The organism is Mesorhizobium escarrei (assembly GCF_935825525.1).
In the GTDB taxonomy this organism is placed as follows: domain Bacteria; phylum Pseudomonadota; class Alphaproteobacteria; order Rhizobiales; family Rhizobiaceae; genus Mesorhizobium; species Mesorhizobium escarrei.
The window spans coordinates 253782-277400 of record NZ_CAKXZT010000126.1 but is presented as its reverse complement, the minus strand read 5'-3'; the positions used below and the strand labels follow the sequence as shown (position 1 = coordinate 277400).

Annotated in this window: 21 protein-coding genes and 1 other RNA gene; 16 read left to right on the top strand and 6 right to left on the bottom strand. The window is 63.4% G+C overall.

From position 1 onward, the window contains the following. Positions 1-221 precede the first annotated feature (221 nt). The 3 genes from NMG80_RS17085 to NMG80_RS17075 all read right to left on the bottom strand — a co-directional run bounded on the left by NMG80_RS17085 (position 222) and on the right by NMG80_RS17075 (position 4833). Positions 222-2108: an extracellular solute-binding protein gene (locus NMG80_RS17085; RefSeq protein WP_254019153.1), complete on the bottom strand. Its 1887-nt coding sequence runs from the start codon at positions 2106-2108 to the stop codon at positions 222-224. Continuing rightward, complete coding sequence (locus tag NMG80_RS17080; protein WP_254019152.1) at positions 2108-3985, bottom strand: extracellular solute-binding protein; 1878 nt, start codon at positions 3983-3985, stop codon at positions 2108-2110. Before NMG80_RS17080 ends, NMG80_RS17085 begins: the two co-directional genes overlap by 1 nt. 158 nt (positions 3986-4143) lie before the next feature. After that, positions 4144-4833 carry a c-type cytochrome gene (locus NMG80_RS17075; RefSeq protein ID WP_254019151.1) on the bottom strand — a complete coding sequence of 230 codons (690 nt, stop codon included), beginning with the start codon at positions 4831-4833 and terminating at the stop codon, positions 4144-4146. Between the two features lie 193 nt (positions 4834-5026). Here NMG80_RS17075 and NMG80_RS17070 point away from each other — a divergent pair, with 193 nt between their 5' ends. The 4 genes from NMG80_RS17070 (at position 5027) to NMG80_RS17055 (ending at position 8235) form a co-directional block, all read left to right on the top strand. Continuing rightward, complete coding sequence (locus NMG80_RS17070; protein ID WP_254019150.1) at positions 5027-5755, top strand: 3-deoxy-manno-octulosonate cytidylyltransferase; 729 nt, start codon at positions 5027-5029, stop codon at positions 5753-5755. Positions 5756-5782: 27 nt separating this feature from the next. Beyond that, positions 5783-6646 (top strand): prephenate dehydratase, encoded by an 864-nt coding sequence (locus NMG80_RS17065; RefSeq protein WP_254019149.1) that lies wholly within the window; start codon positions 5783-5785, stop codon positions 6644-6646. Between the two features lie 44 nt (positions 6647-6690). Further along, positions 6691-7494: an alpha/beta hydrolase gene (locus NMG80_RS17060; protein WP_254019148.1), complete on the top strand. Its 804-nt coding sequence runs from the start codon at positions 6691-6693 to the stop codon at positions 7492-7494. Positions 7495-7584: 90 nt separating this feature from the next. Continuing rightward, complete coding sequence (locus NMG80_RS17055; RefSeq protein ID WP_254019147.1) at positions 7585-8235, top strand: glutathione S-transferase family protein; 651 nt, start codon at positions 7585-7587, stop codon at positions 8233-8235. Here NMG80_RS17055 and NMG80_RS17050 read toward each other — a convergent pair. From NMG80_RS17050 to NMG80_RS17040, 3 genes are read right to left on the bottom strand one after another with little or no spacing between them, the layout of a single operon-like run. Next, a complete protein-coding gene (locus tag NMG80_RS17050; protein ID WP_254019146.1) occupies positions 8232-8525 on the bottom strand; it encodes a Dabb family protein in 294 nt (97 codons plus the stop codon). The genes NMG80_RS17055 and NMG80_RS17050 overlap by 4 nt on opposite strands. 9 nt (positions 8526-8534) lie before the next feature. Beyond that, positions 8535-9485 carry an NAD(+) diphosphatase gene (gene nudC, locus NMG80_RS17045; protein WP_254019145.1) on the bottom strand — a complete coding sequence of 317 codons (951 nt, stop codon included), beginning with the start codon at positions 9483-9485 and terminating at the stop codon, positions 8535-8537. Between the two features lie 36 nt (positions 9486-9521). Then, positions 9522-9941 carry an HIT domain-containing protein gene (locus tag NMG80_RS17040; protein WP_027151663.1) on the bottom strand — a complete coding sequence of 140 codons (420 nt, stop codon included), beginning with the start codon at positions 9939-9941 and terminating at the stop codon, positions 9522-9524. A gap of 363 nt (positions 9942-10304) precedes the next feature. On the opposite strand from NMG80_RS17040, the gene ffs reads away from it, so the two are divergent. The 12 genes from ffs to NMG80_RS16980 all read left to right on the top strand — a co-directional run bounded on the left by ffs (position 10305) and on the right by NMG80_RS16980 (position 23397). After that, positions 10305-10401: signal recognition particle sRNA small type (gene ffs / locus NMG80_RS17035), an RNA gene on the top strand. A 105-nt stretch (positions 10402-10506) separates the two neighbouring features. Beyond that, positions 10507-12351 (top strand): DNA polymerase III subunit gamma/tau, encoded by a 1845-nt coding sequence (locus NMG80_RS17030; protein WP_254019144.1) that lies wholly within the window; start codon positions 10507-10509, stop codon positions 12349-12351. 22 nt (positions 12352-12373) lie between these two features. Next, positions 12374-12697 carry a YbaB/EbfC family nucleoid-associated protein gene (locus tag NMG80_RS17025; protein ID WP_065005911.1) on the top strand — a complete coding sequence of 108 codons (324 nt, stop codon included), beginning with the start codon at positions 12374-12376 and terminating at the stop codon, positions 12695-12697. A gap of 380 nt (positions 12698-13077) precedes the next feature. Further along, entirely contained in the window at positions 13078-13962 is an 885-nt protein-coding gene (locus NMG80_RS17020) for a cell wall hydrolase (RefSeq protein WP_254019143.1), read from the top strand. A 295-nt stretch (positions 13963-14257) separates the two neighbouring features. Next, positions 14258-14863: a recombination mediator RecR gene (recR, locus tag NMG80_RS17015; RefSeq protein ID WP_023802085.1), complete on the top strand. Its 606-nt coding sequence runs from the start codon at positions 14258-14260 to the stop codon at positions 14861-14863. Between the two features lie 173 nt (positions 14864-15036). Next, complete coding sequence (locus tag NMG80_RS17010; protein ID WP_254019142.1) at positions 15037-16314, top strand: lytic murein transglycosylase; 1278 nt, start codon at positions 15037-15039, stop codon at positions 16312-16314. Between the two features lie 223 nt (positions 16315-16537). Further along, positions 16538-18181, top strand: coding sequence for an ABC transporter substrate-binding protein (locus tag NMG80_RS17005; RefSeq protein ID WP_254019141.1), 1644 nt, complete (start codon positions 16538-16540; stop codon positions 18179-18181). An 18-nt stretch (positions 18182-18199) separates the two neighbouring features. Then, on the top strand, positions 18200-19261 hold the full coding sequence (locus NMG80_RS17000) for an ABC transporter permease (RefSeq protein ID WP_254019140.1): 1062 nt from the start codon (positions 18200-18202) through the stop codon (positions 19259-19261). After that, positions 19258-20178, top strand: a complete 921-nt coding sequence (nikC, locus tag NMG80_RS16995; protein ID WP_254019139.1) for a nickel transporter permease — start codon at positions 19258-19260, stop codon at positions 20176-20178. The genes NMG80_RS17000 and nikC overlap by 4 nt, the downstream gene beginning before the upstream one ends. Positions 20179-20202: 24 nt before the next feature. Then, entirely contained in the window at positions 20203-21036 is an 834-nt protein-coding gene (locus NMG80_RS16990; protein WP_254019138.1) for an ABC transporter ATP-binding protein, read from the top strand. After that, on the top strand, positions 21033-21782 hold the full coding sequence (locus NMG80_RS16985; protein ID WP_254019137.1) for an ABC transporter ATP-binding protein: 750 nt from the start codon (positions 21033-21035) through the stop codon (positions 21780-21782). The genes NMG80_RS16990 and NMG80_RS16985 overlap by 4 nt, the downstream gene beginning before the upstream one ends. Before the next feature lie 337 nt (positions 21783-22119). Beyond that, complete coding sequence (locus tag NMG80_RS16980) at positions 22120-23397, top strand: 4-aminobutyrate--2-oxoglutarate transaminase (RefSeq protein ID WP_254019136.1); 1278 nt, start codon at positions 22120-22122, stop codon at positions 23395-23397. Positions 23398-23619 lie beyond the last annotated feature (222 nt).

Here is a 23619-nt window from a genome sequence, read left to right as displayed (position 1 = left end):
CTTCAGACCAATTGTCGACGCCAGCGCCGCCCCTCATTGTCCTGCCGGACATTTCTCCCCGTATAGTGACGGGGAGAAAGGGGCTGGCCGCAATCTCGGCGCTTTTATTGCCACGCTTGTGATTGGCGAAACCCTCGATGAGAGCGCCCCTCTCCCCGTCGCTATACGGGGAGAGGATGCCGGCAGGCAGGTGAGGGGCGGCGCCGACGCCCGCAGGAAATTCACCCTTTGCCAATCTTTGCCGCCTTGTCCTTGTCGAACCACCACAGCGCTTCGACCGGAAAGTCGAAATCGGGCTTCTGCTCGGGAAAGCCGAACATGTCCCAATAGGCGACTCGGTGATTCGCGAGATAATATGTTGGAATCCAGTCTAGCCGCGCGCGCAAGACCCGGTCGAGTGCTTTGAGCGCCGTGACCAGTTCGACCCGGCTCTGCGCCTTGCCGGCTGTCTCGATCAGCGCATCGATGGCCTTGCTTTCCGTACCGGGATAGTTGCGCATTCCCGGCGTTTTCGCCATCCGGGAACCATAGAGTATATCCAGGCCGTCGGCAGTCGGTGTCGCCCCGATCGACCACGCGAGCAGGTTGAAATCGAAGTCGAAATTGCTCTGCCGCTGTTCATATTGCGTCGAATCGACCTGCCGGATCGAAGCGTCGATGCCGATCGTTTTCATGTTCTCGGCCCACGGCGAGAAAAGCCGAACGATGCCATCGTCCTCGGCCAGCATTTCCACCCGCAGTCGCTCGCCCTTTTCATTGACGACGAAATTGCCGGCCCGCTTCCAGCCGGCTTCGGCAAGCAGCCTCGAAGCCGCGCGCAGCAGCTTGCGGTCGTGGCCCGAACCGTCGGAGACAGGCTGCATCACCGCTTCGCCGAAGGTTTCCGGCGGCAACTCGGCTCGGAACGGCTCAAGCAGGGTCAATTCCTCGGGCGAGGGCAGGCCCTCGGCCTTGTAATCCGACCGTTCGAAGTTCGATTGCGAGCGCTCGTAGGCGCCGTAAAACAGAACGCGCTTGGTCCATTCGAAATCGAAGCAATTGGCGATGGCGCGTCTGACGCGCACATCGCGGAATTGCGCACGACGCTGGTTCAGCGCGACAGCCTGCATGGATGGCGTTTTCTCGCCGGGAAATTCGCGTTTGACGACCCTGCCGTCCTTCAGCGCCGGAAAGTCGTAGCCAGTCGCCCATACCCGCGAGGTAAATTCCTCGCGAAAATGCGTGTCCCCCTTTTTCAGGGCTTCAAACGCTGCCTGGCGATTGATGTAAAAGTCGATGCGGATGCGGTCGAAATTATAGAGGCCGCGGTTCACCGCCAGATCGCTGCCCCAATAGTCGGCGACGCGCTCATATTCGACGGTCTGCCCGGCCGCCACGCGCCCTATTTTATAGGGCCCGGAGCCGAGCGGCGGTTTCATCGTCGAGGCATCGAATTCGTTGACCGTATAGAAAGCCTTGGACACGATCGGCATTGCGACGATCGCAAGGATATTTTGCGCCGACTGCTTGCCGTTGAAGGTGAGGTCGACGGTAACCGGGTCGACGGCGACCGCTTCCGTCATATGCCGCAACGCCTGGGAAAGGTTCGGGTGGCCCTTGTCCTTGTAGAGCTTCAATGCGAAGGCGACGTCCTCAGCCGTCAGTGGCGAGCCGTCGTGGAAGCGCGCTTGCGGCCGCAGGTCGAAGCGGAAGCCATTGCGGTCCGGCGATAAAGTAACCGTTGCGGCAAGCCGGCCATAGACCGCATCCGGCTCATCGAGAGCGCTTGCCATCAGCGAATCGAAACAGAGTTCGGTGCGCGGCGGCGATTCCCCCCTCAACACCAGCGAATTCAGCGTGTTGAACGTCAGGAAGCTCTGATTGAAGGTGGAGTTCGGCGGTGCGAAATTCATCTGGCCGCCTTTCGGCGCGTCCGGATTGACATAGCCGAAATGCCTGAAACCTTGGGAATACTTGAGGTCGCCGAAGGCCGACAGGCCGTGCAGCTTGACGCCGGTCGGGATGGCGGCGAAGGCCCGGCCGGGCAGCAAAGCTGCCGCCGTGGCCGCCGCGCCCAGAGCCAGAAAGTCGCGGCGGGGCAGAGCGGCGCGGCGAGGCAGCGCTGCCATCAATTTCCACTCTTGTATTTTGCCGCCAGCGCCTTTTCCTTGTCCGGGTCGATCCACCAGGAATTCTGGTCGACGCCGCTATAGGCCGGCTGCTTCCCGGGGATGCCGAACTTGTTCCAGTAGGCTATCCAGACCACCGACCGATGGTGTTGCGGCACGACATAATAATTCCAAAGCAGCACCCGGTCGAGCGCATGGGTGGCGGCAACCAGATCGTCGCGGTCGGTCGCAAAGATGACGCGATCGACCAGCGCATCGACGACCGGATTCTTGATGCCGGCGTAGTTGCGGGATCCGGGCGTGTCGGCGGCCTTGGAGCTCCAGAAGTCACGCTGCTCGTTGCCCGGCGAATCCGACTGCCCCAACTGCGATATGGTGACGTCGAAATCGAAATTGTTGACGCGGTTGATGTATTGGGTCTGGTCGATCAGCCGCAGCGTGGCGTTGACGCCAATCTTGCGCAGATTGGCGATGTAGGGACTGGAAAGGACCTGGTCGGTATCGTTCCAGCCGAGGATTTCGAACTTGAAAGGCTCGCCCGTCTTGGCATTGACCATCTTGCCGCCCTTGATCACCCAGCCCGCCTTGGCGAAGAGATCGACCGCAGTCTTGAGATACTTGCGTTCCGCCTGTGGCGAATCGTAGACCGGCAGCTTGAATTCCTGCGTGAAGACTTCGGGCGGCAGCTTGTCGCGATACTGCTCGAGGATTTCCAACTCCTTGCCTTGCGGCAGGCCGCTCGATGCCAGTTCGGTGCCTTGGAAGTAACTGCTGGTACGGGTATTGGAACCGAAGAACAAGGTACGATTCATGGTCTCGAAATCGAGCGGGTAAGTCAGCGCCGCGCGCACCAGACGATCCCCAAACAGCGGACGCCTTGTGTTGAGCATGAAGGCCTGCATCGGCTCGGGTGAGGCGGTCTTGAATTCCTGCTTGATAACGTCGCCGGCCTGGACTGCCGGGAAATTATAGGCCGTGTTCCAGCGCCTCGAACTGTTTTCCGGCCGGATGTCATGCAGTCCGCCCTTGGTGAAGGCTTGCCAGGCCGCATTGTCGTCGAGAAAGTAGCTGAAACGCTGCCTGTCGAAATTCTCGCGCCCGATCTTCACCGGCAGCTTGGCGGCCCAGTAATCGGGCACGCGCTGCCAGACGAGTTCGGAGCCTGGCTTGAAGCTGGCGATCTTGTAGGCGGCGGAGCCGAGCGGTGGCTCCTGTGTCGGCCTGGTGATGTCGCGCTTCTTGCCGTTGGCGTCGGTGCCTTCCCACCAGTGCTTCGGCAGCACAACGAGATCGCCGAGGATTTTCGGCAACTCCCGGTTGCCCTTCTGGTTGAAATGGAACTCGACTTCGCGGTCGGAAACCGCAATCGCCTCGGTGACATTCTCAAAATAGCGGCTGTACATCGGGCTGTTGGCCTTCAGCACCTGAAACGACCAGATTACATCGTCCGTGGTGATCGGCTTGCCGTCATGCCATTTGGCCCGCGCATCAAGACGGTAGGTCGCCGACGAATAGTCGTCCGGATGTTTGTAGGCGTCGGCGATCAGCGGATGGCTGACGCTGCCTTCGTCGGTCGCCTGCTCCATCAGCGTGTCGTAAAGCAAGCCGCCGCCGAATTGTGCAAAACCGGCTGGCGGCGAGCCCTGGACGATATAGGGATTGAAGCTGTCGAACGTGCCAAGCACCGCCGAATTGAGCGTGCCGCCCTTCGGCGCGTCCGGATTGACGTAATCATAGTGCTGGAAGTTGTCGCCATATTTGGATTCGCCGATCAGCGACGAGGTGGTGCGCCATTCGTCCGCGAAAGCTGCCTGCAGGCCGCCGGCAAAAGTCGCCACAACCAGCATCGATCTGAGAAACGTTCGGCCAACCGTCATGCCTTCTCCTCTGTGCGATAGCTGTTAGCGACAATCTAGATCATTTGACGCTCATGAAAACCGCGACAGGCCGGCTTTGTCGCCGCACATGCGCTTTTCCCATTGAAAAAGCCGGGCTGAACCCGGCTTTTTCAAGGAATGTTTCGATTACAATTGCGTTATTGCGCCGGCGCCGGTGCGGGAGCAGCAGGGGCCGGCGCCGGTGCGGCCGGTGCCGCACCCTCGGCCGGCGCTGCCGGTGCTGCACCCCCTGCCGGCTTGGCCTCACCCTCTGCGGGTGCCGCCGCCGACGCGCCAGGTGTCGGCAGCGGCTTCGGACTGTCCGACAGCGTGCGCAGATAGGCGATGACGTTGGCGCGGTCCTCGTCCTTCGGCAGGCCGGCGAAGCCCATCGCCGTGCCCTTCACCAGTTTCTTCGGCGAGAGCAGGAAATGGTTGAGGTTGTCGTAGGTCCACTTTTCGGCGCCGCCCTTGGAGAACTCTTTCAAGCCGGCCGAATAGGCGAAGCCGCCATGCTCGGCGACGGGGCGGTCGATGATGTCCCAAAGATCGGGGCCGACCTTGTTCGGGCCGCCCTTCTCGCCGGAGTGGCAGGCCTGGCACTTCTTGAACACGGCCGCACCGGCCTCGACATTGGCGTTGGCCAGGAGGTCGGCGATCGGCTTGGCTTCTGCAGCGGGGGCCGCCGGGCCGCCCTCGGCAGGCTCCTCGGTCGCCTCGATGGCGTAGCCGGGCTTTTCCGGTGCGGGGGAGGCGAACAGCGCGTCGGACACGATGCCGACCGAGAAGACGACGAACACGGTTCCGAGCAGGCCGCCGATCAGCTTGTTGATTTCGAAAGAGTCCATACGCCCCAGGCTCCCTTTTCCGGCGGACCGATTTGTCCACTCCGTCCGTCGGTAATCGTGAACCACCCCGCGAGGCGGTCAAATCGGGCGGAAACTAGGTCTTTTGCTCTGGTGTTGCAACACCTATAAGGGCGCTTCCAGTGAGACCTTTTGCCACTTTTCCCTTCCTCTTTTTCGGATGCTTCATCACCCGATGTCCACGCTCATCCTCATCCCGGCCCGCATGGCCTCGACCCGCCTGCCGGGCAAGCCGCTGGCCGACATCGCCGGCGTTCCGATGATCGTCCATGTCGCCCGCCGCGCTGCCGAGGCCGGGCTCGGCCGGGTGGTGGTCGCCACCGATACTGACAGCGTGGCGGAGGCGGTGCGTACGCACGGTTTCGAGGCGGTGATGACGCGCGTCGACCACGAATCGGGCTCAGACCGCATCTTCGAGGCGCTGGCCACGCTGGATCCCGGGCGCAAGGTCGAAACGATCGTCAACGTGCAAGGCGACCTGCCGACCATCGATTCCGACATCATCAAGGCCGCGCTGAAGCCTTTCGAGGATGCGTCGGTCGACATCGCCACGCTCGGCATCGTGATCGTCCGCGACGAGGAAAAGAACAATCCGAATGTCGTCAAGATCGTCGGCTCGCCGCTGTCGGAGACACGGCTGCGGGCACTCTATTTCACCCGTGCCACCGCACCCTGGGGCGATGGGCCACTCTATCATCACATCGGCCTCTATGCCTATCGCCGCTCGGCGCTCGAGCGCTTTGTCGCGCTGCAGCCGTCGCCGCTGGAACGGCGCGAGAAGCTCGAGCAGTTGCGGGCGCTGGAGGCCGGCATGCGCATCGATGCCGAGATCGTAAAGTCGGCGCCGTTCGGCGTCGACACGCCGGACGATCTCGAACGCGCCAGAACCGTCCTTTCAAGCTGAGACATTCGGACACCTGAGACATTTGGCATGCCTGAGAAAACCAACAGAATAGCCTTCCAGGGCGAGCCTGGCGCCAATTCCGACACCGCCTGCCGCAACATGTTCCCTGATATGGAGCCGTTGCCGTGTCCGACCTTCGAGGATGCCTTCAACGCGGTCGAGACCGGCAAGGCCGACCTCGCCATGATCCCGATCGAGAACACCATTGCCGGGCGCGTCGCCGACATCCACCATCTTCTCCCGGAATCGAAGCTGCACATCGTCGGCGAATATTTCCTGCCGATCCATTTCCAGCTGATGGTTCTGCCCGGCGTCAGGCGCGACGAGATCAGGACCGTGCACAGCCACATCCATGCGCTCGGCCAGTGCCGCAAATACATCCGCAAGAACGGCTGGAAGCCGGTGGTCGCCGGCGACACGGCGGGCGCCGCCAAGCTGGTTGCCGAGCTGAAGGACCGCACCATGGCCGCGCTGGCGCCGGCGCTGGCCGCGACGCTCTACGGGCTCGACATCATCGAGCAGAATGTCGAGGACACCGACAGCAACGTCACCCGCTTCGTCGTGCTGACCAGGAACAGGCAGTGGGCAGAACGCCCTTCCGCCGAAGCCAGGATGATGACGACGTTCATTTTCCGCGTCCGCAACGTGCCGGCCGCGCTCTACAAGGCGATGGGCGGCTTTGCGACCAACGGCATCAACATGACCAAGCTGGAGAGCTACCAGCTCGGCGCATTCACGGCGACCCTGTTCTACGCCGATATCGAGGGTCATCCCGACGATCCGCTGGTCAAGCTGGCGCTCGACGAGCTTGCCTTCTTCTCGCGCGAAATGCGGATTCTGGGCGTCTACCCGGCCAGCCAGTCGCGCGAGCAATGGAAGGTGGCGGACTAGCTCAGCGCCTTGCCAGGTGACGAGCATCGGGCGACATTCCTGCGATGTGGCTTTTGAAACTGATGCTCGCGGTCGCTGGATTCTATGCGGTGATTGTCGCCGTCGTGTATGTGCTCCAGTCCTGGCTGATCTTTCCGGCCGGCCTTGCGGCGTTCGGACCCGATCTGCCGGTCGGGGCCCGTCATGTCGAACTGGCGGCTGAGGATGGCGAGCGCGTCGTCCTGGTCCGCCTGCCGGCAAGGCAGGCGCCGGCCGAGCCACGCCCGCTGCTGCTGGGCTTCGCCGGCAATGCCTGGAATGCCGACGCACTTGCCCTGATGCTGCACCAGCTATTTCCCGAACATGAGGTCGCTGCGCTGCACTACCGCGGCTATGCGCCGAGCAGCGGAAGCCCGTCGGCCGCCGCCCTGTTCGAGGACGCCCGACGCGCCCATGACCACCTTGCCAGCGACGCCAAAGCCGGCATCGTGGCCATCGGCCTTAGCATCGGCGCTGCGGTTGCGGCCGACCTGGCGACGGCCAGGCCCCTGCGCGGCATCGTCATGGTGACGCCCTTCGATTCGCTGAGAGAACTCGCCGCTCACCACTATCCCTGGCTGCCGGTGCGCCTCTTGCTGCGGCACCGCATGGAGGCGGCAGGATCTCTGCGCGACCTCAATGTGCCGACGGCGGTCATCACCGCCGAGGACGACACCATCGTACCTGCGGCGCGTTCGGCACCTCTGCGCGAGGCGGCCCGTGACCTGCGCAGCCACATCGCCATAGCGGCTGGCCACAACGACCTGTATGGCCATCCCGACTTCGCTGGCGCGCTACGCGCCTCCGTCGCGGCGGTTATGCGCGATTGAAAAGCAGTCCCAGATGTCGGAATTCCGGCGCGACATTCGTCCTTTGCTTGCCACAGTCGAAGAAGGGACACGACGAGATGAGGCCTGCCAATGACCCCCACCATCACCGCCTTTGAACGGTCGCCCGATCGCGGCAGGGGACTGGCGCGCGACATGCGCGTTCGCTGGGCGCTTGAAGAAGTCGGCCAGCCCTACAAGGTTCGTCTAGTTTCGTTCAAGGCGATGAACGAACCCGCGCATCGGGCACTCCATCCTTTCGGGCAGATTCCGACCTATGAGAAAGGCGATCTCGCGCTGTTCGAGTCGGGGGCGATTGTGTTCCATATCGCCGGGCGCCATGCGGGCTTGTTGCCAGACGATGCGAATGCCAGGGCGCGCGCAATCTCATGGATGTTTGCCGCGCTCAACACCGTGGAGCCGCCGATCCTCGAACGCCAAACCGCCGTGCTCCTGGAGCGCGACGAGACCTGGCACGAACAGCGCCTGCCTATGGTCGAGGATCGCATCCGTGACCGGCTGGGCGAGCTTTCCGCTCGTCTTGGCGATGCCGACTGGCTCGATGGTGCGTTCAGCGCCGGCGACCTGATGATGGTGCACGTGCTGCTAAGGTTAAAAACATCGGGTATGCTGGACGAATATCCATACCTCTCGGCTTATGTCGCCCGCGGCGAAGCCCGGCCCGCCTACAAGCGTGCTTTCGCCGCTCAATTGGCGGTTTTCACCGGCAAGTCACCAACTTAGCTCAGCGGCGCGTAGTCGATCTCCAAAAACGCCTCGACCTCTGGAATCCAGCGGTCGCGGACGAAGGCGACGTGGTCGGGATGGTCATTATAGCGGGAATAGGCAGCCTGGTCGGCGAACTCCATTGAGAAGCCGAAGCGATAATCGTTCTTCGGGCTGACCTGCCGCAACTGCTCGAAGTTCTCGACGCCCGGGATCGCCGCCAGTATTTTGGCGTCTGCTAGAAATTTTGCCTCCTCGGCCGAGCTCTCCTTGTGCTTCAGCCTAAACACCACTGTATGTCGGATCATTTTGCTCCCCTATGAGTTTTGCGCGCTGTCGGCCCAGGCGCGGATGAGATTGTAGGCGATCGCCCCCTTCGGCGGCGTGACCAGGCCGCCCGGATGCTCGCGGGCCAGCATCGACAGCACCTCGTCGCGAAAGAACCAGCGGCAGTCTTCCAACTCGTTGAAGTCTGCCTGGATGTCGTCGTTAAGCGGTTCGCCGAAGCAGCCGATCATCAGCGAATAGGGAAATGGCCAGGGCTGGCTGGCGTGATAGACGACGCGGCCAAGCCGAATGCCGGCTTCCTCCAACGTTTCGCGGCGCACCGCCGCCTCGATCGTCTCGCCCGGTTCGATGAAGCCGGCAAGCGCCGAATACATGCCGGGCGCGAAATGCCGGCCGCGGCCGAGCAGGCATTTTTCGCGAGTCGCCGTCAGCATGATCGCCACCGGGTCGGTGCGCGGAAAATGCTCGGTGGCGCAGGCCGGGCAAAGCCGCTTGTAGCCGCCGGCCCGCATCGCGGCTTCAGCGCCGCATTTGCTGCAGAAGCGATGGCTGGCATGCCAGGCGAGCAGCGCTGCTCCTTGCGCCATCGCGCCGGCCGCCGCCTCGTCGATCAGCCCCTGCATATAGACCGAGCGATAGTCGATGGCCTTGATGGTTTCTGGCAGCTGTTCGGGGTCGATGCCGGCCGGCACCGCGAGCACCGGGCCGCTGTCGGAAAAACCGAGCAGGACGCCACGGTCGAGCGACACCTCGAGCGGCTGGCTTTCCTCGGCGCTGAACCAGGGGTCGAAGCCGCCATCGCTGAGCTTGAGGTAGAGCCGGCCGCCATGCATCAGCAAAAGCCTGACCGAGGGGTCGGCGAGCGCATTTTCGACGGAATCGTCGGCGCGGTTTTCCGATTGCCGGTCGATCACATTGCCGGCGAAGCCGACGAACTGGCTCGGCTCGCGCAAGGGCGCGTCAAACAGGCGGAAGCTCATCGGAGACTCAAGGTTCAAGATGGACACGGGACAGGCTTATAGCGCCGCCTTTATCTTCTGCGCAAACCGGCGCAGGTCCGAGCGCTCATAGGGCTCGCGCATGCCGTGCCCCCACACCGGGCCCGGCCAGCCGGGATCGCCTTCCGAGCGCGCGACGACATGGACATGCAACTGTCGCACGATGTTGCCAAGTGCGCCGCTGTTGATCTTGGTGCAGCCGGTCACGCTTTTCAGCGCCTGCGCCACCATGTTGGTCTCGAAGGTCAGCATCGCCTGGTCGAGCGGCGTCAAATCATGGATTTCCTCCGCGCCTGGCCGCTGCGGCACCAGAAGCAGCCACGGCCAGCGGCGGTCGTTCATCACCCGCAACTCGCACAGGCCGAGCCACATCAACTGCTCGCTGTCCGCCTCCAGACGAGCATCCAGCGTGAATCCGGCCTCGAGGCCCGGCGACATCGGCGTTTCCTTCACTTTTGTAGTATTTTTTACTTCATGGACGCTAGAGCGGCTGCCGTTAGCCCGCAAGAGGGCGGCAAGCGAATCAAGTTCTATCGTGACGATGATGGTCCGGCGAAGAACTCGGGGCATGGCCTGTCAAGAGCTGGGCTGGAATGAAGCCACCATCTCGCGCCCCCTCTGGTCCGCCGGCCATACCTTTCGCCCATTTGTTCTTGCTTTGTGCCGGCAGCTATGCTAGTGGTTTCGACATGGTGCCTATTCGCGCCAGCGATCCGCCCGCCGAGGCGGTTTTTATTTTCTGGTTTCGCTGCCCGTCACTGCGCTCTTGCATTTCATTGCCGGATTGCCGATATGAAAGCGGGAGGTTGGTGGTGGACGGTCCACTCGCCAACCGGGTCAGGTCCGGAAGGAAGCAGCCCTAACGAGCCCGGAACGGGTCATTGTTCCAGCCTCCCACCTCTTCGCCTTTCTCCCGCGACATTGACGGCGCCAAGCCCTGCGGGCGAAACTATGCGCAGGAATCGGCCGCCTTAAGCCGCGGCCCTTGGAGCTTTACGGGCGAATGAGCGAAGCCGGAAATTCGGGAACGGAAAAGGCCGCCGCCTATCGCGTTCTGGCGCGCAAATACCGTCCTGCCAATTTCTCCGAACTGATCGGCCAGGAGCCGATGGTCCGCACCCTCACCAACGCTTTCGCCACCGGCCGCATCGCCCAGGCCTGGATGCTGACCGGCGTGCGCGGTGTCGGCAAGACGACGACGGCGCGCATACTGGCGCGGGCCCTGAACTACAAAACATCGACCGTCGACCAGCCTTCGGTCGATCTTGCCGTGCTGGGCGAGCATTGCCAGGCGATCATGGAAGGTCGCCATGTCGACGTCATCGAGATGGACGCCGCCTCGCACACCGGCATCGACGATATCAGGGACATCATCGAGCGCGTGCGCTACGCGCCGGTGTCGGCGCGCTACAAGGTCTACATCATCGATGAAGTGCACATGCTCTCGACGCAGGCCTTCAACGGCCTTTTGAAGACGCTGGAAGAGCCGCCGCCGCACGTCAAATTCATCTTCGCCACCACCGAAATCAGAAAAGTTCCGATTACCGTTCTGTCGCGCTGCCAGCGCTTCGATCTCAGGCGTATCGATGCCGGCACGTTGGTCGCGCACCTCTCCTCGATCGCCGGAAAAGAAGGCATCGCGGTCGATGACGACGCCCTGGCGATGATCGCCCGGGCGGCCGAGGGCTCGGCGCGCGATTCGCTGTCCATTCTCGACCAGGCGATCGCCCATGGCAGCGGCGCAGTCAGCGCCGAAGCGGTGCGCGCCATGCTCGGGCTGGCCGACCGCGCTCGCATCGTCGACCTGTTCGAACATGTGATGAAGGGCGATGTGGCGGCCGCACTGGCCGAATTCCGCAACCAGTACGACACCGGCGCCGATCCGGCCGCTGTGCTGACCGACTTGGCCGAGTTCAACCATCTCGTCACCCGGCTGCGCTTCGTGCCGACAGCCCTCGATGACGCCTCGCTGTCCGAGGACGAGCGCCGGCGCGGCGCGGATTTCGCCAAGGCGCTGTCGGTCAGGGTGCTGTCGCGGACCTGGCAGATGCTGTTGAAAGGCATTCCCGAGGTGCAGTCCTCCAACCGGCCGGTCAGTGCCGCCGAAATGGTGCTGATCCGGCTGGCGCATGCCGCCGACCTGCCGACTCTGGACGAGGCGCTGAAATCGCTGGAGAGTGGAGCGTCGGTGTCGAATGGCGCGCCACGCTTGAATGCTGCGCCGGCAAGCCCCGGCCCAGCAAATTCTGGCCCAGCAAATACTGGCCCAGCAAGTTCCGGTAACGGCGGCGCCAGCGCCGTTGCGCACACGCGGATACCGGCGGTCAATGGCGGCGCCCAGACCATGCGGCTGGTCGAACCCGAGCCGATGCCCGCGGCCTTCGTTCCGGCGCCGGAGCCGGTCGCCGATGCGCCGTCGGTGCCGGTGAAATCGCTGGCCGACATCGTCGCCTTGGCCGATGCCCAGCGCGACATGGCCTTCAAGGTGCTGGTCAAGCGCTGCGTGCGCCTGGTGCGCATCGAGCCGGGCCGCATCGACGTCAGCCTGACCGATGACGCGCCGAAGATGCTGCTCAACGATCTGACCGCCAAATTGCGTGCCTGGACCGGCCGCAGCTGGCTGGTCTCGCTGTCGAAGGAAGAGGGCGGCCAGACGCTGGCCGAGATGGAATCGACCAAGCGCGAAAACGCGCTCCTCGATGCCAAGAGCGACCCGACCGTCGCCGCCATCCTGGCGCGTTTTCCCGGCGCCAGGATCATCGACGTGCGCATTCCCGACGCACCGGAAGCCGATGCGGTGGAGGCCGAGGTTCCGATCGAGCCGCCCGCTGACGAAGACGAAACCTGATACCAATCGTAAAGGAACCGTGATGAAAGATCTTCTCGGCCTGATGGGCAAAGCAAAGGAAATGCAGGCCAAGTTCCAGGCCATGCAGGATGAGATCGCCACACTGGAAGCCACCGGACAGGCCGGCGGTGGCCTGGTCAGCGTGACGCTGACCGGCAAATTCGAGATGAAGGCGCTGAAGATCGATCCGTCGCTGTTCAAGGAGGACGAGGTCGAGATTCTGGAGGATCTGCTTCTCGCCGCCCACAATGACGCCAGGGCCAAGGTCGAGCAGATGATGCAGGAAAAGACCCAGGCACTGACCGCCGGACTGCCGATACCGCCGGGAATGAAGCTGCCGTTCTAAGAGGCTGCTTGGAAACTCTACTCCGGCGGCCATCTGATGGCGTTTTCTGCGCTTCCGGTGCTCGCGGACCCAAATGTCCGCCGCGCTCCGGTTCTCGAAACCACCACCATATGACTCGCCGGAGCGACTTTCCAAACAGCCTCTGAGCTGTGTTGGCGGTTCTGCCGGTCGAGCGAGCCCATGGCTTAGGCCCGGCGGGCCACGCTGCGAACGCTGCGACGATTGGAAGGTCATGCCCTTACATCGACGCCTGCCCGTCAGCCACTGTGTCCATTCGGCAACTCCGCATACTTAATAACGCTTTAGCCATCTTTTTGCCCGAAAGTGTCTCATTCTTGCCGCAACCAGAGGCGGGCTGGCGACAGAATGAGGGGATATCTTTGATCGCGACCCGATGGAAGACGCCGTTGCTGCTCGGCGTCATCACCTCTCCGCTGTTTTTGGCCGCTTGCAGTCAGACCACGCACGGCCTGTCCGTGGCCAGCCTGACCGATACCGTCAGGTCCCGGCCCTACAGCCACACAGCGAATGACAAGGAGTGCCTCCAGCGCGCGATGTTCTTCGAATCCAACCGGTCGAGCCGTGACGGCATGATTGCCGTCGGCACGGTGGTGATGAACCGGCTGCGCTCCGGCAAGCACGGCAACACCATCTGCCAGGTGGTCGGCGAACGCGGCCAGTTCGCGCCGGGCGTGATGACGCGGCCGATGAATTCGAAGGCGATGCCCGATGTCGAGGAAGCCGCCGAGGCGGTGCTCAGGGGCGAGCGCAAGGCCAAGCTGAAGAACTCGATGTTCTTTCACACCGCCGGCCTGCGTTTCCCCTACAAGAACATGCACTACACCATGGTCGCCGGCGGCAACGCCTTCTACGAAAAGCGCGGCCGGAACTGGAAACCATTGCCGGACGAGCCGACTGTCGCGGTGGCGCAGGCAACGCCGCGGGGGTCGCGCGCTCCGGCCACGCTCGTCGCCTCGGCGGCGCCAGTCACCAAGGCAACATTCGCCAAGCTAACCTATGTGACCGCGGTCGCATCGCAACCGGCAAAGGCAACTCCGGACAAGGCGACGCCGGAGAAGGTGACCTTTGTGGCGATGCAGGAGCCGGACGCGGCCCGTTTCGGCGGCACCGCCGGTGCGCAACCGGTCACGTCATTCCCGGCGGCGCCGGCCGAGCCGACGATGTCGTTTGAATCGACGCCTGAGAACACCGATGCCATCGGCGCGATGATCGCCGGCCAGGGCAGGCCGCTGGAAGCCTACTGAGACGGTCGGATAGTCAACGTTGGCGCCGCCCCTCATTGCCCTGCCGGGCATTTCTCCCCGTTATCGGGGAGAAAGAAGCTGGCCGCAACCTTGGCACCCTTTCTGCAACGCGTGCGATTGGCGAAATCCTTTGCGAAGGCTCTTTCTCCCCGTCACTATACGGGGAGAAATGCCCGGCAGGGCAATGAGGGGCAGCGCAAGCCGACGCGATTGTTCCGCAGCAGCGTCGTTGCGTTTGAATGACACGCGCCGCTGCGGTGTTCCAAAACCCATTGAAAAATCCTAAACCGATGCGATGTCGAAGCGAATCGCCGGTCCCGAGATCGAACGCCTGATCCAGCTTCTGGCCAAGGTGCCGGGGCTTGGGCCGCGTTCGGCCAGGCGAGCAGCGCTTCACCTCATCAAGAAGAAGGAGCAGTTGCTGTCGCCGCTCGCCGCCGCCATGAGCGAGGCGGTCGACAAGGTGCGCATCTGCTCGACCTGCGGCAATGTCGATACATCCGACCCCTGCATGATCTGCACCGATCCGCGCCGCGACGCCGGCACGCTGATCGTCGTCGAGGACGTGGCCGACCTATGGGCGCTGGAGCGGGCGGCGGCCATGAATGTCCGCTACCACGTGCTCGGCGGCTCGCTGTCGCCGCTCGACGGCATCGGCCCCGAGCAGCTCAACATTCGCTCGCTGGTCGACCGCGTCGCCGGCGGCGAGGTCAAGGAGGTGATCCTTGCGGTCAACGCCACGGTCGAGGGCCAGACCACCGCGCACTATCTCACCGACCAATTGTCCGGCTTCGATATCAAGGTGACGCGGCTGGCGCATGGCGTGCCGGTCGGCGGCGAACTCGACTATCTCGACGAAGGCACGCTGGCCGCGGCGCTGCGCTCGCGGACGGCGTTTTGAGGCGGTTGGGAGGTGCTTCTGAAATGACTGCGTTCCGTGGCGCCCCCCTCTGTCCTGCCGGACATCTCCCCCACGAGGGGGGAGATCGGCTGTCATCGAAGGCTTCGCTTATCTCCGACGATGAAGGGAAGGCGCGGTCAGTGCAGCTGCCAATCTCCCCCCTCGTGGGGGAGATGTCCGGCAGGACAGAGGGGGGCGCCACGGAACGCGGACTTTGCAGGCTGGCCGTCGCTTTTCTCCTCGCAGCACTGACTGCATTCCTCCTCGCCACCTCCGCCTCCGCCACAAAACTCGACACCCAGTTCCACGCCTGGCTCAACAACGACCTCTGGCCCGAAGCCAGCGCCAAGGCCATCTCCAGAAAAACCTTCGACGCCGCCTTCGATGGCATCAAACCGAACCTCAAACTGCCCGACCTGGTGATGCCGGGCAAAAAGGCCACGACGCCGCAGAAGCAGCATCAGGCGGAGTTCGGTTCGCCCGGCGCCTATTTCGCCGAAAAGACGGTTCGCGCCGTGACCGCTGGTGGCCGCACGCGCAAGGCGGCCAATGCCAGGACCGTCGCCGCGATCGAGAAGCGCTACGGCGTGCCGGGCGAGGTGCTGCTGGCGATCTGGGGTCGCGAGAGTGGCTTTGGCGCGGCGAAAATGCCCTACGACGCTTTCGAAGTGCTGGGCACCAAGGCCTTCATGGCGACCAGGAAGGATTTCTTCCGCACCGAGCTTATGGCGGCGCTCGAGATCGTCGAGCGCGGGCTGGCCCCGGTCGGCGCGATGAAATCGTCCTGGGCCGGCGCGCTCGGCCAGCCGCAGTTCATGCCGACTTCGTTCCTCAGACATGCCGTCGATTTCGATGTCGACGGCCGGGTCGACATCTGGAACTCGGTGCCGGACACGCTGGCCTCGATCGCCAACTATCTCGTCCACTATGGCTGGGCAAAAGGCCGCGGCTGGGGTTTTGAGGTGACGGTGCCGGACGCGGTCTCCTGTTCGCTCGAAGGTCCGGACCAAGGCAAGAGAATTTCCGCGTGGGCTGATATGGGCATCAAGCGTGTCGCGGCAAGACCGTTTCCGGCGCGCGAATTGAAGGCCGAAGGCTTTCTTCTTATGCCGGCCGGGCGCAGCGGTCCGGCCTTCATCGTCACGCCCAATTTCTACGTCTTGAAGCAATACAACACCAGCGATCTCTACGCCCTGTTCATCGGCCACGCCGCCGACCGCATCGCCAATGGCGACAGCAATTTTTCAGGGCGCTGGGGTGCGGTCGGCGGGCTCCACAGGTCCGATATCGCCGCCTTGCAGCGGGCGCTGGAGGCCGAGGGCCACGACGTCGGCAGCGCCGACGGCCTGCCCGGTTTCAAGACCCGCCGCTCGATCGGCAAGTGGCAGGCCAGGAACGGTCGCGCCGCCACCTGTTTTCCCGACGCCGACCTGGTCACCGCGTTGAAATAGCTGCACTCCTTGTGTCGCTTCCGGTGGCGGCGGCTGGCTGATCCTGGTCCAACAAACAGCTTTGCAAATGCTCGTTGCCGCGCCTGAAACCGCCGGATAAGGTGAGGCGGAACTGGATAAAAATCACCAGGACGACCGGTTCAGGGTCATAGTTCGATTAGGCAGGTGAATGCCAAACCCTGAGCCGGGAACTCAGGTCAACAAAAACAGGGAACAGTTAAAAATGATGATGGAAAAGTTTGCTCTACGCTCCCGCGTCCTGCTCGCCGGCGCAGCCATGTCCGCGTTGCTTCTGGCCGGCGCGCCTGCCTTGGCGGTCACGCCGGCCGACACGCTGGTCGAGGGTTTCGCCATCGACGACATCATCTCAATGGATCCGGGCGAGGCGTTCGAGCTGTCGACCGCCGAGGTCACCGGCAACACCTACGATCTTCTTGTCCGCCTCGATCTCAGTGATACGTCCAAGGTCAAGGGCGATCTCGCCGAAAGCTGGACTGTCTCCGACGACGGATTGACCTACACTTTCAAGCTCAAGCCCGGTCTGAAATTCGCCTCGGGCAATCCGATTACGGCGGCGGACGTCGCCTATTCGTTCGAGCGCGCCATCAAGCTCGACAAGAGCCCGGCCTTCATCATCGGCCAGTTCGGCATCACCGGCGACGACGTCACCGAGAAGGCCAAGGCCGTCGATGACACGACGTTCCAGTTCACCGTCGACAAGACCTATGCGCCGAGCTTCGTCCTGAACTGTCTGTCGGCAACCGTCGCGTCGGTCGTTGACGCCAAGCTGGTCAAGGAACATGTCGCCGCGGTGACGCCCAGCGCCGACTACAAATACGACAATGACTTCGGCAACGCCTGGCTGAAGACCGGCTATGCCGGCTCCGGCGCCTTCAAGCTGCGCGAATGGCGGGCCAACGAGGTCGTCGTCATGGAGCGCAACGACAATTATCACGGCGAAAAGGCCAAGCTTGCCCGCGTCATCTATCGCAACATGAAGGAAAGTTCGGGCCAGCGCCTGGCGCTGGAGGCTGGCGACATCGACGTTGCCCGCAATCTCGAGCCAAACGACCTCGACGCCATCGCCAAGAACGCCGATCTCACCACCACCAGCGCGCCGAAGGGCACGGTCTTCTACATCAGCCTCAATCAGAAGAACCCGAACCTCGCCAAGCCTGAGGTTCGCCAGGCCTTCAAACATCTTGTCGACTACGATGCCTTGAGCTCGACCATCCTCAAGGGAATCGGCGAGATCCACCAGACCTTCCTGCCAAAAGGCGTGCTCGGCGAGCTGGACGAAAATCCGTTCAAATTCGACCTCGCCAAGGCCAAGGAACTGCTCGCCAAGGCCGGCTTGGCCGACGGCTTCAGCGTCACCATGGACGTCCGCAACACCCAGCCGGTGACCGGCATGGCGGAATCGTTCCAGCAGACGCTCGGCCAGGCCGGCGTCAAGCTGGAGATCATTCCCGGCGACGGCAAGCAGACGCTAACCAAATACCGCGCCCGCAATCACGACATCTATATCGGCCAGTGGGGCCAGGATTATTTCGATCCGAACTCCAACGCCCAGACCTTCGCCAGCAACCCCGACAATTCGGATGAAGGCAAGACCAAGACCCTGGCCTGGCGCAACGCCTGGGACATTCCGGAGTTGACCAAGCAGACCGAAGCGGCCCTGCTCGAGAAGGATCCGGCCAAGCGCGCCGCAATGTACCAGGATCTGCAGAGGAAGATTCTCGAAACCAGCCCTTTCATCATCGTTCACCAGCAGCTGGAAGTGGCCGGCCTGCGCAAGAACCTTAAGGGCTTCGCGCTCGGCCCGAGCTTCGACACCAATTTCGTCGGCCAGATCTCCAAGGAATGATGCCGGCGGACGCGCCGCATGAGTACTGTTGAAAGCGAAGCGACGGCGGGCCGCGGCAGCGCCCGCGCCGTCGCGTCGTCGATCGCCCGTTTCCTGGTCATCGCAATAACCACCTATCTCGGTCTTCTCGCGGTGACCTTCTTCATCGGCCGGGTGATCCCGATCGACCCGGTGCTGGCGGTGCTCGGCGACCGGGCGCCGGCCAATGTCGTCGAGCGCACGCGTCGCGAGATGGGGCTCGACCTGCCGCTGATCGAGCAGTTCTACATCTATGTGAAGAATGCCCTGAACGGCAATTTCGGCACCTCGGTGCTGACCACCAATCCGGTGATGACCGACATTCGCCGCGCCTTTCCGGCGACGATCGAGCTGGCGACGCTGGGAACGCTGATCGGCGCATTGCTTGGTGTGCCGCTCGGCGTGCTGGCGGCGGTCCGGCGCGGCAGCATCATCGACCAGATCGTGCGCATCATCGGCCTGGTCGGCTACTCCGTGCCGATCTTCTGGCTGGGACTGCTGGCGCTGGTGCTGTTCTACGCCAGGCTGCAATGGGTGGCTTTTCCCGGCCGCCTCGACATCGTCTATGAATATACCTTCACGCCGATCACCGGCTTTTATCTCCTGGATGCGCTGTGGCAGCGGCAGTGGGATGTGTTTCGCGATGCCTTCCGCCACATCATCCTGCCGGCCTCGCTGCTTGGCTATTTCTCGCTCGCCTATATCAGCCGGATGACCCGATCGTTCATGCTGAACGAGCTTGCCCAGGAATATATCGTCGCGGCGCGCGCCAAGGGCCTGTCGGAAACACGCATCATCTGGGGCCACGCGCTGCGCAACGCGGCGGTGCCGATGGTCACCGTGATCGCGCTTTCCTATGCCGGCCTGCTCGAAGGCTCGGTGCTCACCGAGACCGTGTTCTCATGGCCGGGCATCGGCCTCTACATCACCAATTCCCTGCAGAACGCCGACATGAACGCGGTGCTCGGCGGCACCATCATCATCGGCTCGGTGTTCATCGGCATCAACCTGCTGTCCGACCTGCTCTATCGGGTGCTTGATCCGAGGACCAAAGTGAGATGAGCGTTGAGGTGATACAAAGCCGTCGCGACTGGCTGCTCAGCGAGCGGCCGGCGTCGCGCATGCAAGCCAGGCTCGGTCGTGCCTATGTCGCGTGGCGGCGCTTTTCCGCCAACCGGCTGGCGTTTCTCGGCCTGCTAATCATCATCGCTTTGCTGGTGGTCGCCGCCTTTGCCGATGTGCTGGCGCCCTATTCGCCGACATTCGGCGACCTCAAGGGCTCGCGGCTGCTGGCGCCAAGTGCAGAGCACTGGTTCGGCACCGACGACCTCGGTCGCGACATCCTTTCGCGCGTCATCTTCGGCTCGCGATGGACGCTTTACGTCGTCATTCTCGTCGCAGTCATCGCCGCTCCTATCGGCCTGCTGGTCGGCACCGTCGCCGGTTATGCCGGCGGCTGGATCGATGCGATCCTGATGCGTATCACCGACATCTTTCTCGCCTTTCCGAAGCTGATCCTGGCACTGGCCTTCGTCGCAGCACTCGGCCCCGGCATCGAGAATGCGGTGCTCGCGATCGCCATCACCTCATGGCCGCCCTACGCCCGTATTGCGCGTGCCGAAACGCTCACCGTGCGCAATTCGGATTACATCAAGGCCGTGCAATTGATGGGCGCCTCGCCGTTCCGCATCGTGCTGCGCCACATCATGCCGCTCTGCATCTCGTCGCTGATCGTCAGGGTGACGCTCGACATGGCCGGCATCATCCTGACCGCCGCCGGTCTCGGCTTCCTCGGCCTCGGCGCGCAACCGCCGCTGCCGGAATGGGGCGCGATGATCGCGTCGGGCCGCCGCTTCGTGCTCGACCAATGGTGGGTGGCCGGTGCACCGGGCTTTGCCATCCTCATCGTCAGCCTCGGCTTCAACCTGCTCGGCGACGGCCTGCGCGACGCGCTCGACCCCCGCAGTGGTGACCAATGAGTGGTGACCAATGAAGGGCGATCAATGAGCACGCTTCTCGAGGTCGACGATCTGCGCGTCACCTTCCCGACGCGCACCGGCCGGATCGAGGCGGTGCGCGGCGTTTCCTTCTCGCTCGGTCGCGAACGGCTCGGCATCGTCGGCGAGAGCGGCTCCGGCAAGTCGCAGACCGGCCGCGCCATCATGGGCCTGACCCCGCCGCAGGCCGAGGTCACGGCCAGCAAGCTTGCCTTTGACGGCATCGACCTGCTCGCGGCCTCGCCCCGCGACCGCCGGGCGCTGCGCGGCAAGCGCATCGCCATGATCCTCCAGGACCCGAAATATTCGCTCGATCCGGTGATGAGCATCGGCCGCCAGATCGTCGAAACGCTGCGCACGCATGAGAAGGTCGGCAAGGCCGAAGCCCGCGCGCGGGCGCTCGCCATGCTGGAGGCGGTGCAGATCCGCGATCCCGCCCGTGTCTTCGACCTGCATCCGCACGAGGTTTCGGGCGGCATGGGCCAGCGCGCCATGATCGCCATGATGCTGATCGCCGGGCCGGAGATGATGATCGCCGACGAGCCGACCTCGGCGCTCGACGTCACCGTGCAGCTCGACGTGCTCGGCATCCTCGACAGGCTGGTCAGCGAGCGCGGCATGGGCCTGATCTTCATCTCGCACGATCTGCGCCTGGTCTCGTCCTTCTGCGACCGGGTGATCGTCATGTATGCCGGCAAGGTGGTCGAGCAGCTCAAGGCGTCGGAGCTCGGCCGCGCCCAGCATCCCTATACGCGCGGCCTGCTCAACTGCATGCCGAAGATCGGCGCCGACCGCCACCCGCTGCCGGTGCTCGACCGCAAGCCGGAGTGGGCGGCATGACGGCAGCGCTTTCCGTCGACAGGCTGGAGGTGGTCTTCGATCGCTTTCGCGCGCTCAAGGGTGTCAGCATCGAAGTGCAATCCGGCGAATCCTTTGGGCTGGTCGGCGAATCCGGCTCCGGCAAATCGACGCTGCTGCGCGCGATTGCCGGCCTCGCACCGGCCGCTTCGGGCAGCATCACCGTCAACGGCAAAAAGCTCGGCACGCGCCGCGACAAGGCCTTTTATCGCGAAGTGCAGATGGTCTTCCAGGACCCCTACGGCTCGCTGCATCCGCGCCAGACCGTCGACCGGCTGCTGCAGGAGCCGCTCGCCATCCACGGCTTTGCCGATGGCGAGAAGCGCATCCAGCGGGCGCTGAACGAGGTCGGGCTCGGTACCGGCTTCCGCTTCCGTTATTCGCATCAATTGTCGGGTGGCCAGCGCCAGCGCGTGGCGATCGCGCGGGCGCTCATCCTCGAGCCGTCGATCCTGCTGCTCGACGAGCCGACCTCGGCGCTCGACGCTTCCGTTCAGGCCGAGGTGCTCAACCTCTTGGAAGAGATCCGGCGGCGGCGCAAGCTGACCTTCCTGATGGTCAGCCACGACCTCGCCATCATCACCCATATGTGCGAGCGGCTGATGGTGATGCAGAACGGCGAGGCGGTCGAGCATCTCACCGCGGGCGACCTCGTAGAGCGCCGCGTCAGCAAGGATTACACGCGCAATTTGCTCAGGGCGAGCGAGGGGTTTGTGCGGACGGCGTGAGTCAATCAGCTGTCCGCGTCGCGTTCCTTCGCGCCCCCCTCTGGCCTGCCGGCCATCTCCCCCACGGGTGGGGAGATTGGCCGCCACCACTGATTTCGCCAATCGCGAACGTTGTAGAAGGAGCGCCGTCGACGAAGCTGCCGATCTCCCCCTTGTGAGGGAGATGCCAAGTTTTGGCAAAGAGGGCAGGCCAGAGGGGGGCGCGAAGGAACACGACGTTAATGGTAGGCCCAATCGCCTGGCGGCGGTGCCAACTTGAGGAAAACGTGAAATAAGATCAGAACAATTCCCGGCAGTCATCCAACCGAGAACGGGCGCCGGCCCGGCGAGGGACATCATGAAGAATTCAGCCATTTCCGAACGCAAGAACCAGTCGATCTCGCGCGGTGTCGGCATGACCACGCAAATCTATGCTGACCGCGCCGAGAACTCGGAAATCTGGGATGTCGAAGGCCGTCGCTACATCGATTTCTCGTCCGGCATCGCCGTCGTCAACACCGGCCATCGTCACCCGAAGGTGATCGAGGCGGTCAAGGCGCAGCTCGACCGCTTCACCCACACCTGCCATCAGGTGGTGCCCTATGAGAGCTATGTCAGGCTGGCCGAACGGCTGAACGGCATGCTGCCGGGCAAATTCGACAAGAAGACGATTTTCGTCACCACCGGTGCCGAAGCGGTGGAGAACGCCATCAAGATCGCCCGCAACGCCACCGGCCGGCCGGCGGTCATTGCCTTTGCCGGCGGCTTCCATGGCCGCACCTTCATGGGCATGGCGCTGACCGGCAAGGTCGTGCCCTATAAGGTCGGCTTCGGCGCCATGCCGGCTGATGTTTTCCACGCGCCGTTCCCAGTGGCGCTGCATGGAATCACGGTCGCCGATTCGCTGGCCGCGCTCGACCGGCTGTTCAAGGCCGATGTCGATCCGGCCCGCGTCGCGGCCATCATCGTCGAGCCGGTGCAGGGCGAGGGCGGCTTCTACGAGGCGCCGCGCGACTTCATGACGGCGCTACGCAAGATCTGCGACCAGCACGGCATGCTGTTGATCGCCGACGAGGTGCAGACCGGCTTTGCCCGCACCGGAAAGATGTTCGCCATGGATCATCACGAGGTGGCGCCCGACATCACCACCATGGCCAAGAGCCTGGCCGGCGGCTTTCCGTTGGCGGCGGTCACCGGGCGTGCCGAAATCATGGATGCGCCGAACCCCGGCGGGCTCGGCGGCACTTATGGCGGCAGCCCGATCGGTGTCGCCGCGGCGCATGCCGTGCTCGACGTCATCGACGAGGAAAAGCTCTGCGACCGCGCCAACACGCTGGGCAACCGGCTGAAGCAGCGGCTGCAATCGATCCGCGACGACACCCCGGAGATCGTCGATATCAGAGGCCCCGGCTTCATGAACGCTGTCGAGTTCAACGATGTGAACAAGAGCCTGCCATCGGCCGAGATCGCCAATGCCGTCCGGCTGAAGGCGCTCGACAAGGGGCTGATTCTGCTCACCTGCGGCGTCTACGGCAACGTCATCCGTTTCCTGGCGCCAATCACCATCCAGGACGGCGTCATGAACGAAGCGCTCGACATCCTGGAAAGCTCGATCCGCGAGGTCCGCGCCGCCTGAGGTGATCTTTCCGGGCGTTGGCGCTGCCCCTCACCCTTACCCTCTCCCCGTGAAAAACGGGGAGAGGGGGACGCCAGCGTTGCGATCAGCCCCTTCTCCCCGTTCTTCACGGGGAGAAGTGCCCGGCAGGGCGATGAGGGGCAGCGCCGAGATCGACAATTGGCGGTCGGCACCGGCGGCGCAGGATATCGCCGCTCGCAACCCGGCATCACCTGAATATCA

Bases quoted from the DNA above. Each gene is read 5' to 3' on its own strand.
- NMG80_RS17085 (WP_254019153.1), bottom strand. From the start codon at position 2,108: ATGGCAGCGCTGCCTCGCCGCGCCGCTCTGCCCCGCCGCGACTTTCTG.
- NMG80_RS17080 (WP_254019152.1), bottom strand. From the start codon at position 3,985: ATGACGGTTGGCCGAACGTTTCTCAGATCGATGCTGGTTGTGGCGACT.
- NMG80_RS17075 (WP_254019151.1), bottom strand. From the start codon at position 4,833: ATGGACTCTTTCGAAATCAACAAGCTGATCGGCGGCCTGCTCGGAACC.
- NMG80_RS17070 (WP_254019150.1), top strand. From the start codon at position 5,027: ATGTCCACGCTCATCCTCATCCCGGCCCGCATGGCCTCGACCCGCCTG.
- NMG80_RS17065 (WP_254019149.1), top strand. From the start codon at position 5,783: ATGCCTGAGAAAACCAACAGAATAGCCTTCCAGGGCGAGCCTGGCGCC.
- NMG80_RS17060 (WP_254019148.1), top strand. From the start codon at position 6,691: ATGTGGCTTTTGAAACTGATGCTCGCGGTCGCTGGATTCTATGCGGTG.
- NMG80_RS17055 (WP_254019147.1), top strand. From the start codon at position 7,585: ATGACCCCCACCATCACCGCCTTTGAACGGTCGCCCGATCGCGGCAGG.
- NMG80_RS17050 (WP_254019146.1), bottom strand. From the start codon at position 8,525: ATGATCCGACATACAGTGGTGTTTAGGCTGAAGCACAAGGAGAGCTCG.
- nudC (WP_254019145.1), bottom strand. From the start codon at position 9,485: ATGAGCTTCCGCCTGTTTGACGCGCCCTTGCGCGAGCCGAGCCAGTTC.
- NMG80_RS17040 (WP_027151663.1), bottom strand. From the start codon at position 9,941: ATGTCGCCGGGCCTCGAGGCCGGATTCACGCTGGATGCTCGTCTGGAG.
- NMG80_RS17030 (WP_254019144.1), top strand. From the start codon at position 10,507: ATGAGCGAAGCCGGAAATTCGGGAACGGAAAAGGCCGCCGCCTATCGC.
- NMG80_RS17025 (WP_065005911.1), top strand. From the start codon at position 12,374: ATGAAAGATCTTCTCGGCCTGATGGGCAAAGCAAAGGAAATGCAGGCC.
- recR (WP_023802085.1), top strand. From the start codon at position 14,258: ATGTCGAAGCGAATCGCCGGTCCCGAGATCGAACGCCTGATCCAGCTT.
- NMG80_RS17010 (WP_254019142.1), top strand. From the start codon at position 15,037: ATGTCCGGCAGGACAGAGGGGGGCGCCACGGAACGCGGACTTTGCAGG.
- NMG80_RS17005 (WP_254019141.1), top strand. From the start codon at position 16,538: ATGATGATGGAAAAGTTTGCTCTACGCTCCCGCGTCCTGCTCGCCGGC.
- NMG80_RS17000 (WP_254019140.1), top strand. From the start codon at position 18,200: ATGAGTACTGTTGAAAGCGAAGCGACGGCGGGCCGCGGCAGCGCCCGC.
- nikC (WP_254019139.1), top strand. From the start codon at position 19,258: ATGAGCGTTGAGGTGATACAAAGCCGTCGCGACTGGCTGCTCAGCGAG.
- NMG80_RS16990 (WP_254019138.1), top strand. From the start codon at position 20,203: ATGAGCACGCTTCTCGAGGTCGACGATCTGCGCGTCACCTTCCCGACG.
- NMG80_RS16985 (WP_254019137.1), top strand. From the start codon at position 21,033: ATGACGGCAGCGCTTTCCGTCGACAGGCTGGAGGTGGTCTTCGATCGC.
- NMG80_RS16980 (WP_254019136.1), top strand. From the start codon at position 22,120: ATGAAGAATTCAGCCATTTCCGAACGCAAGAACCAGTCGATCTCGCGC.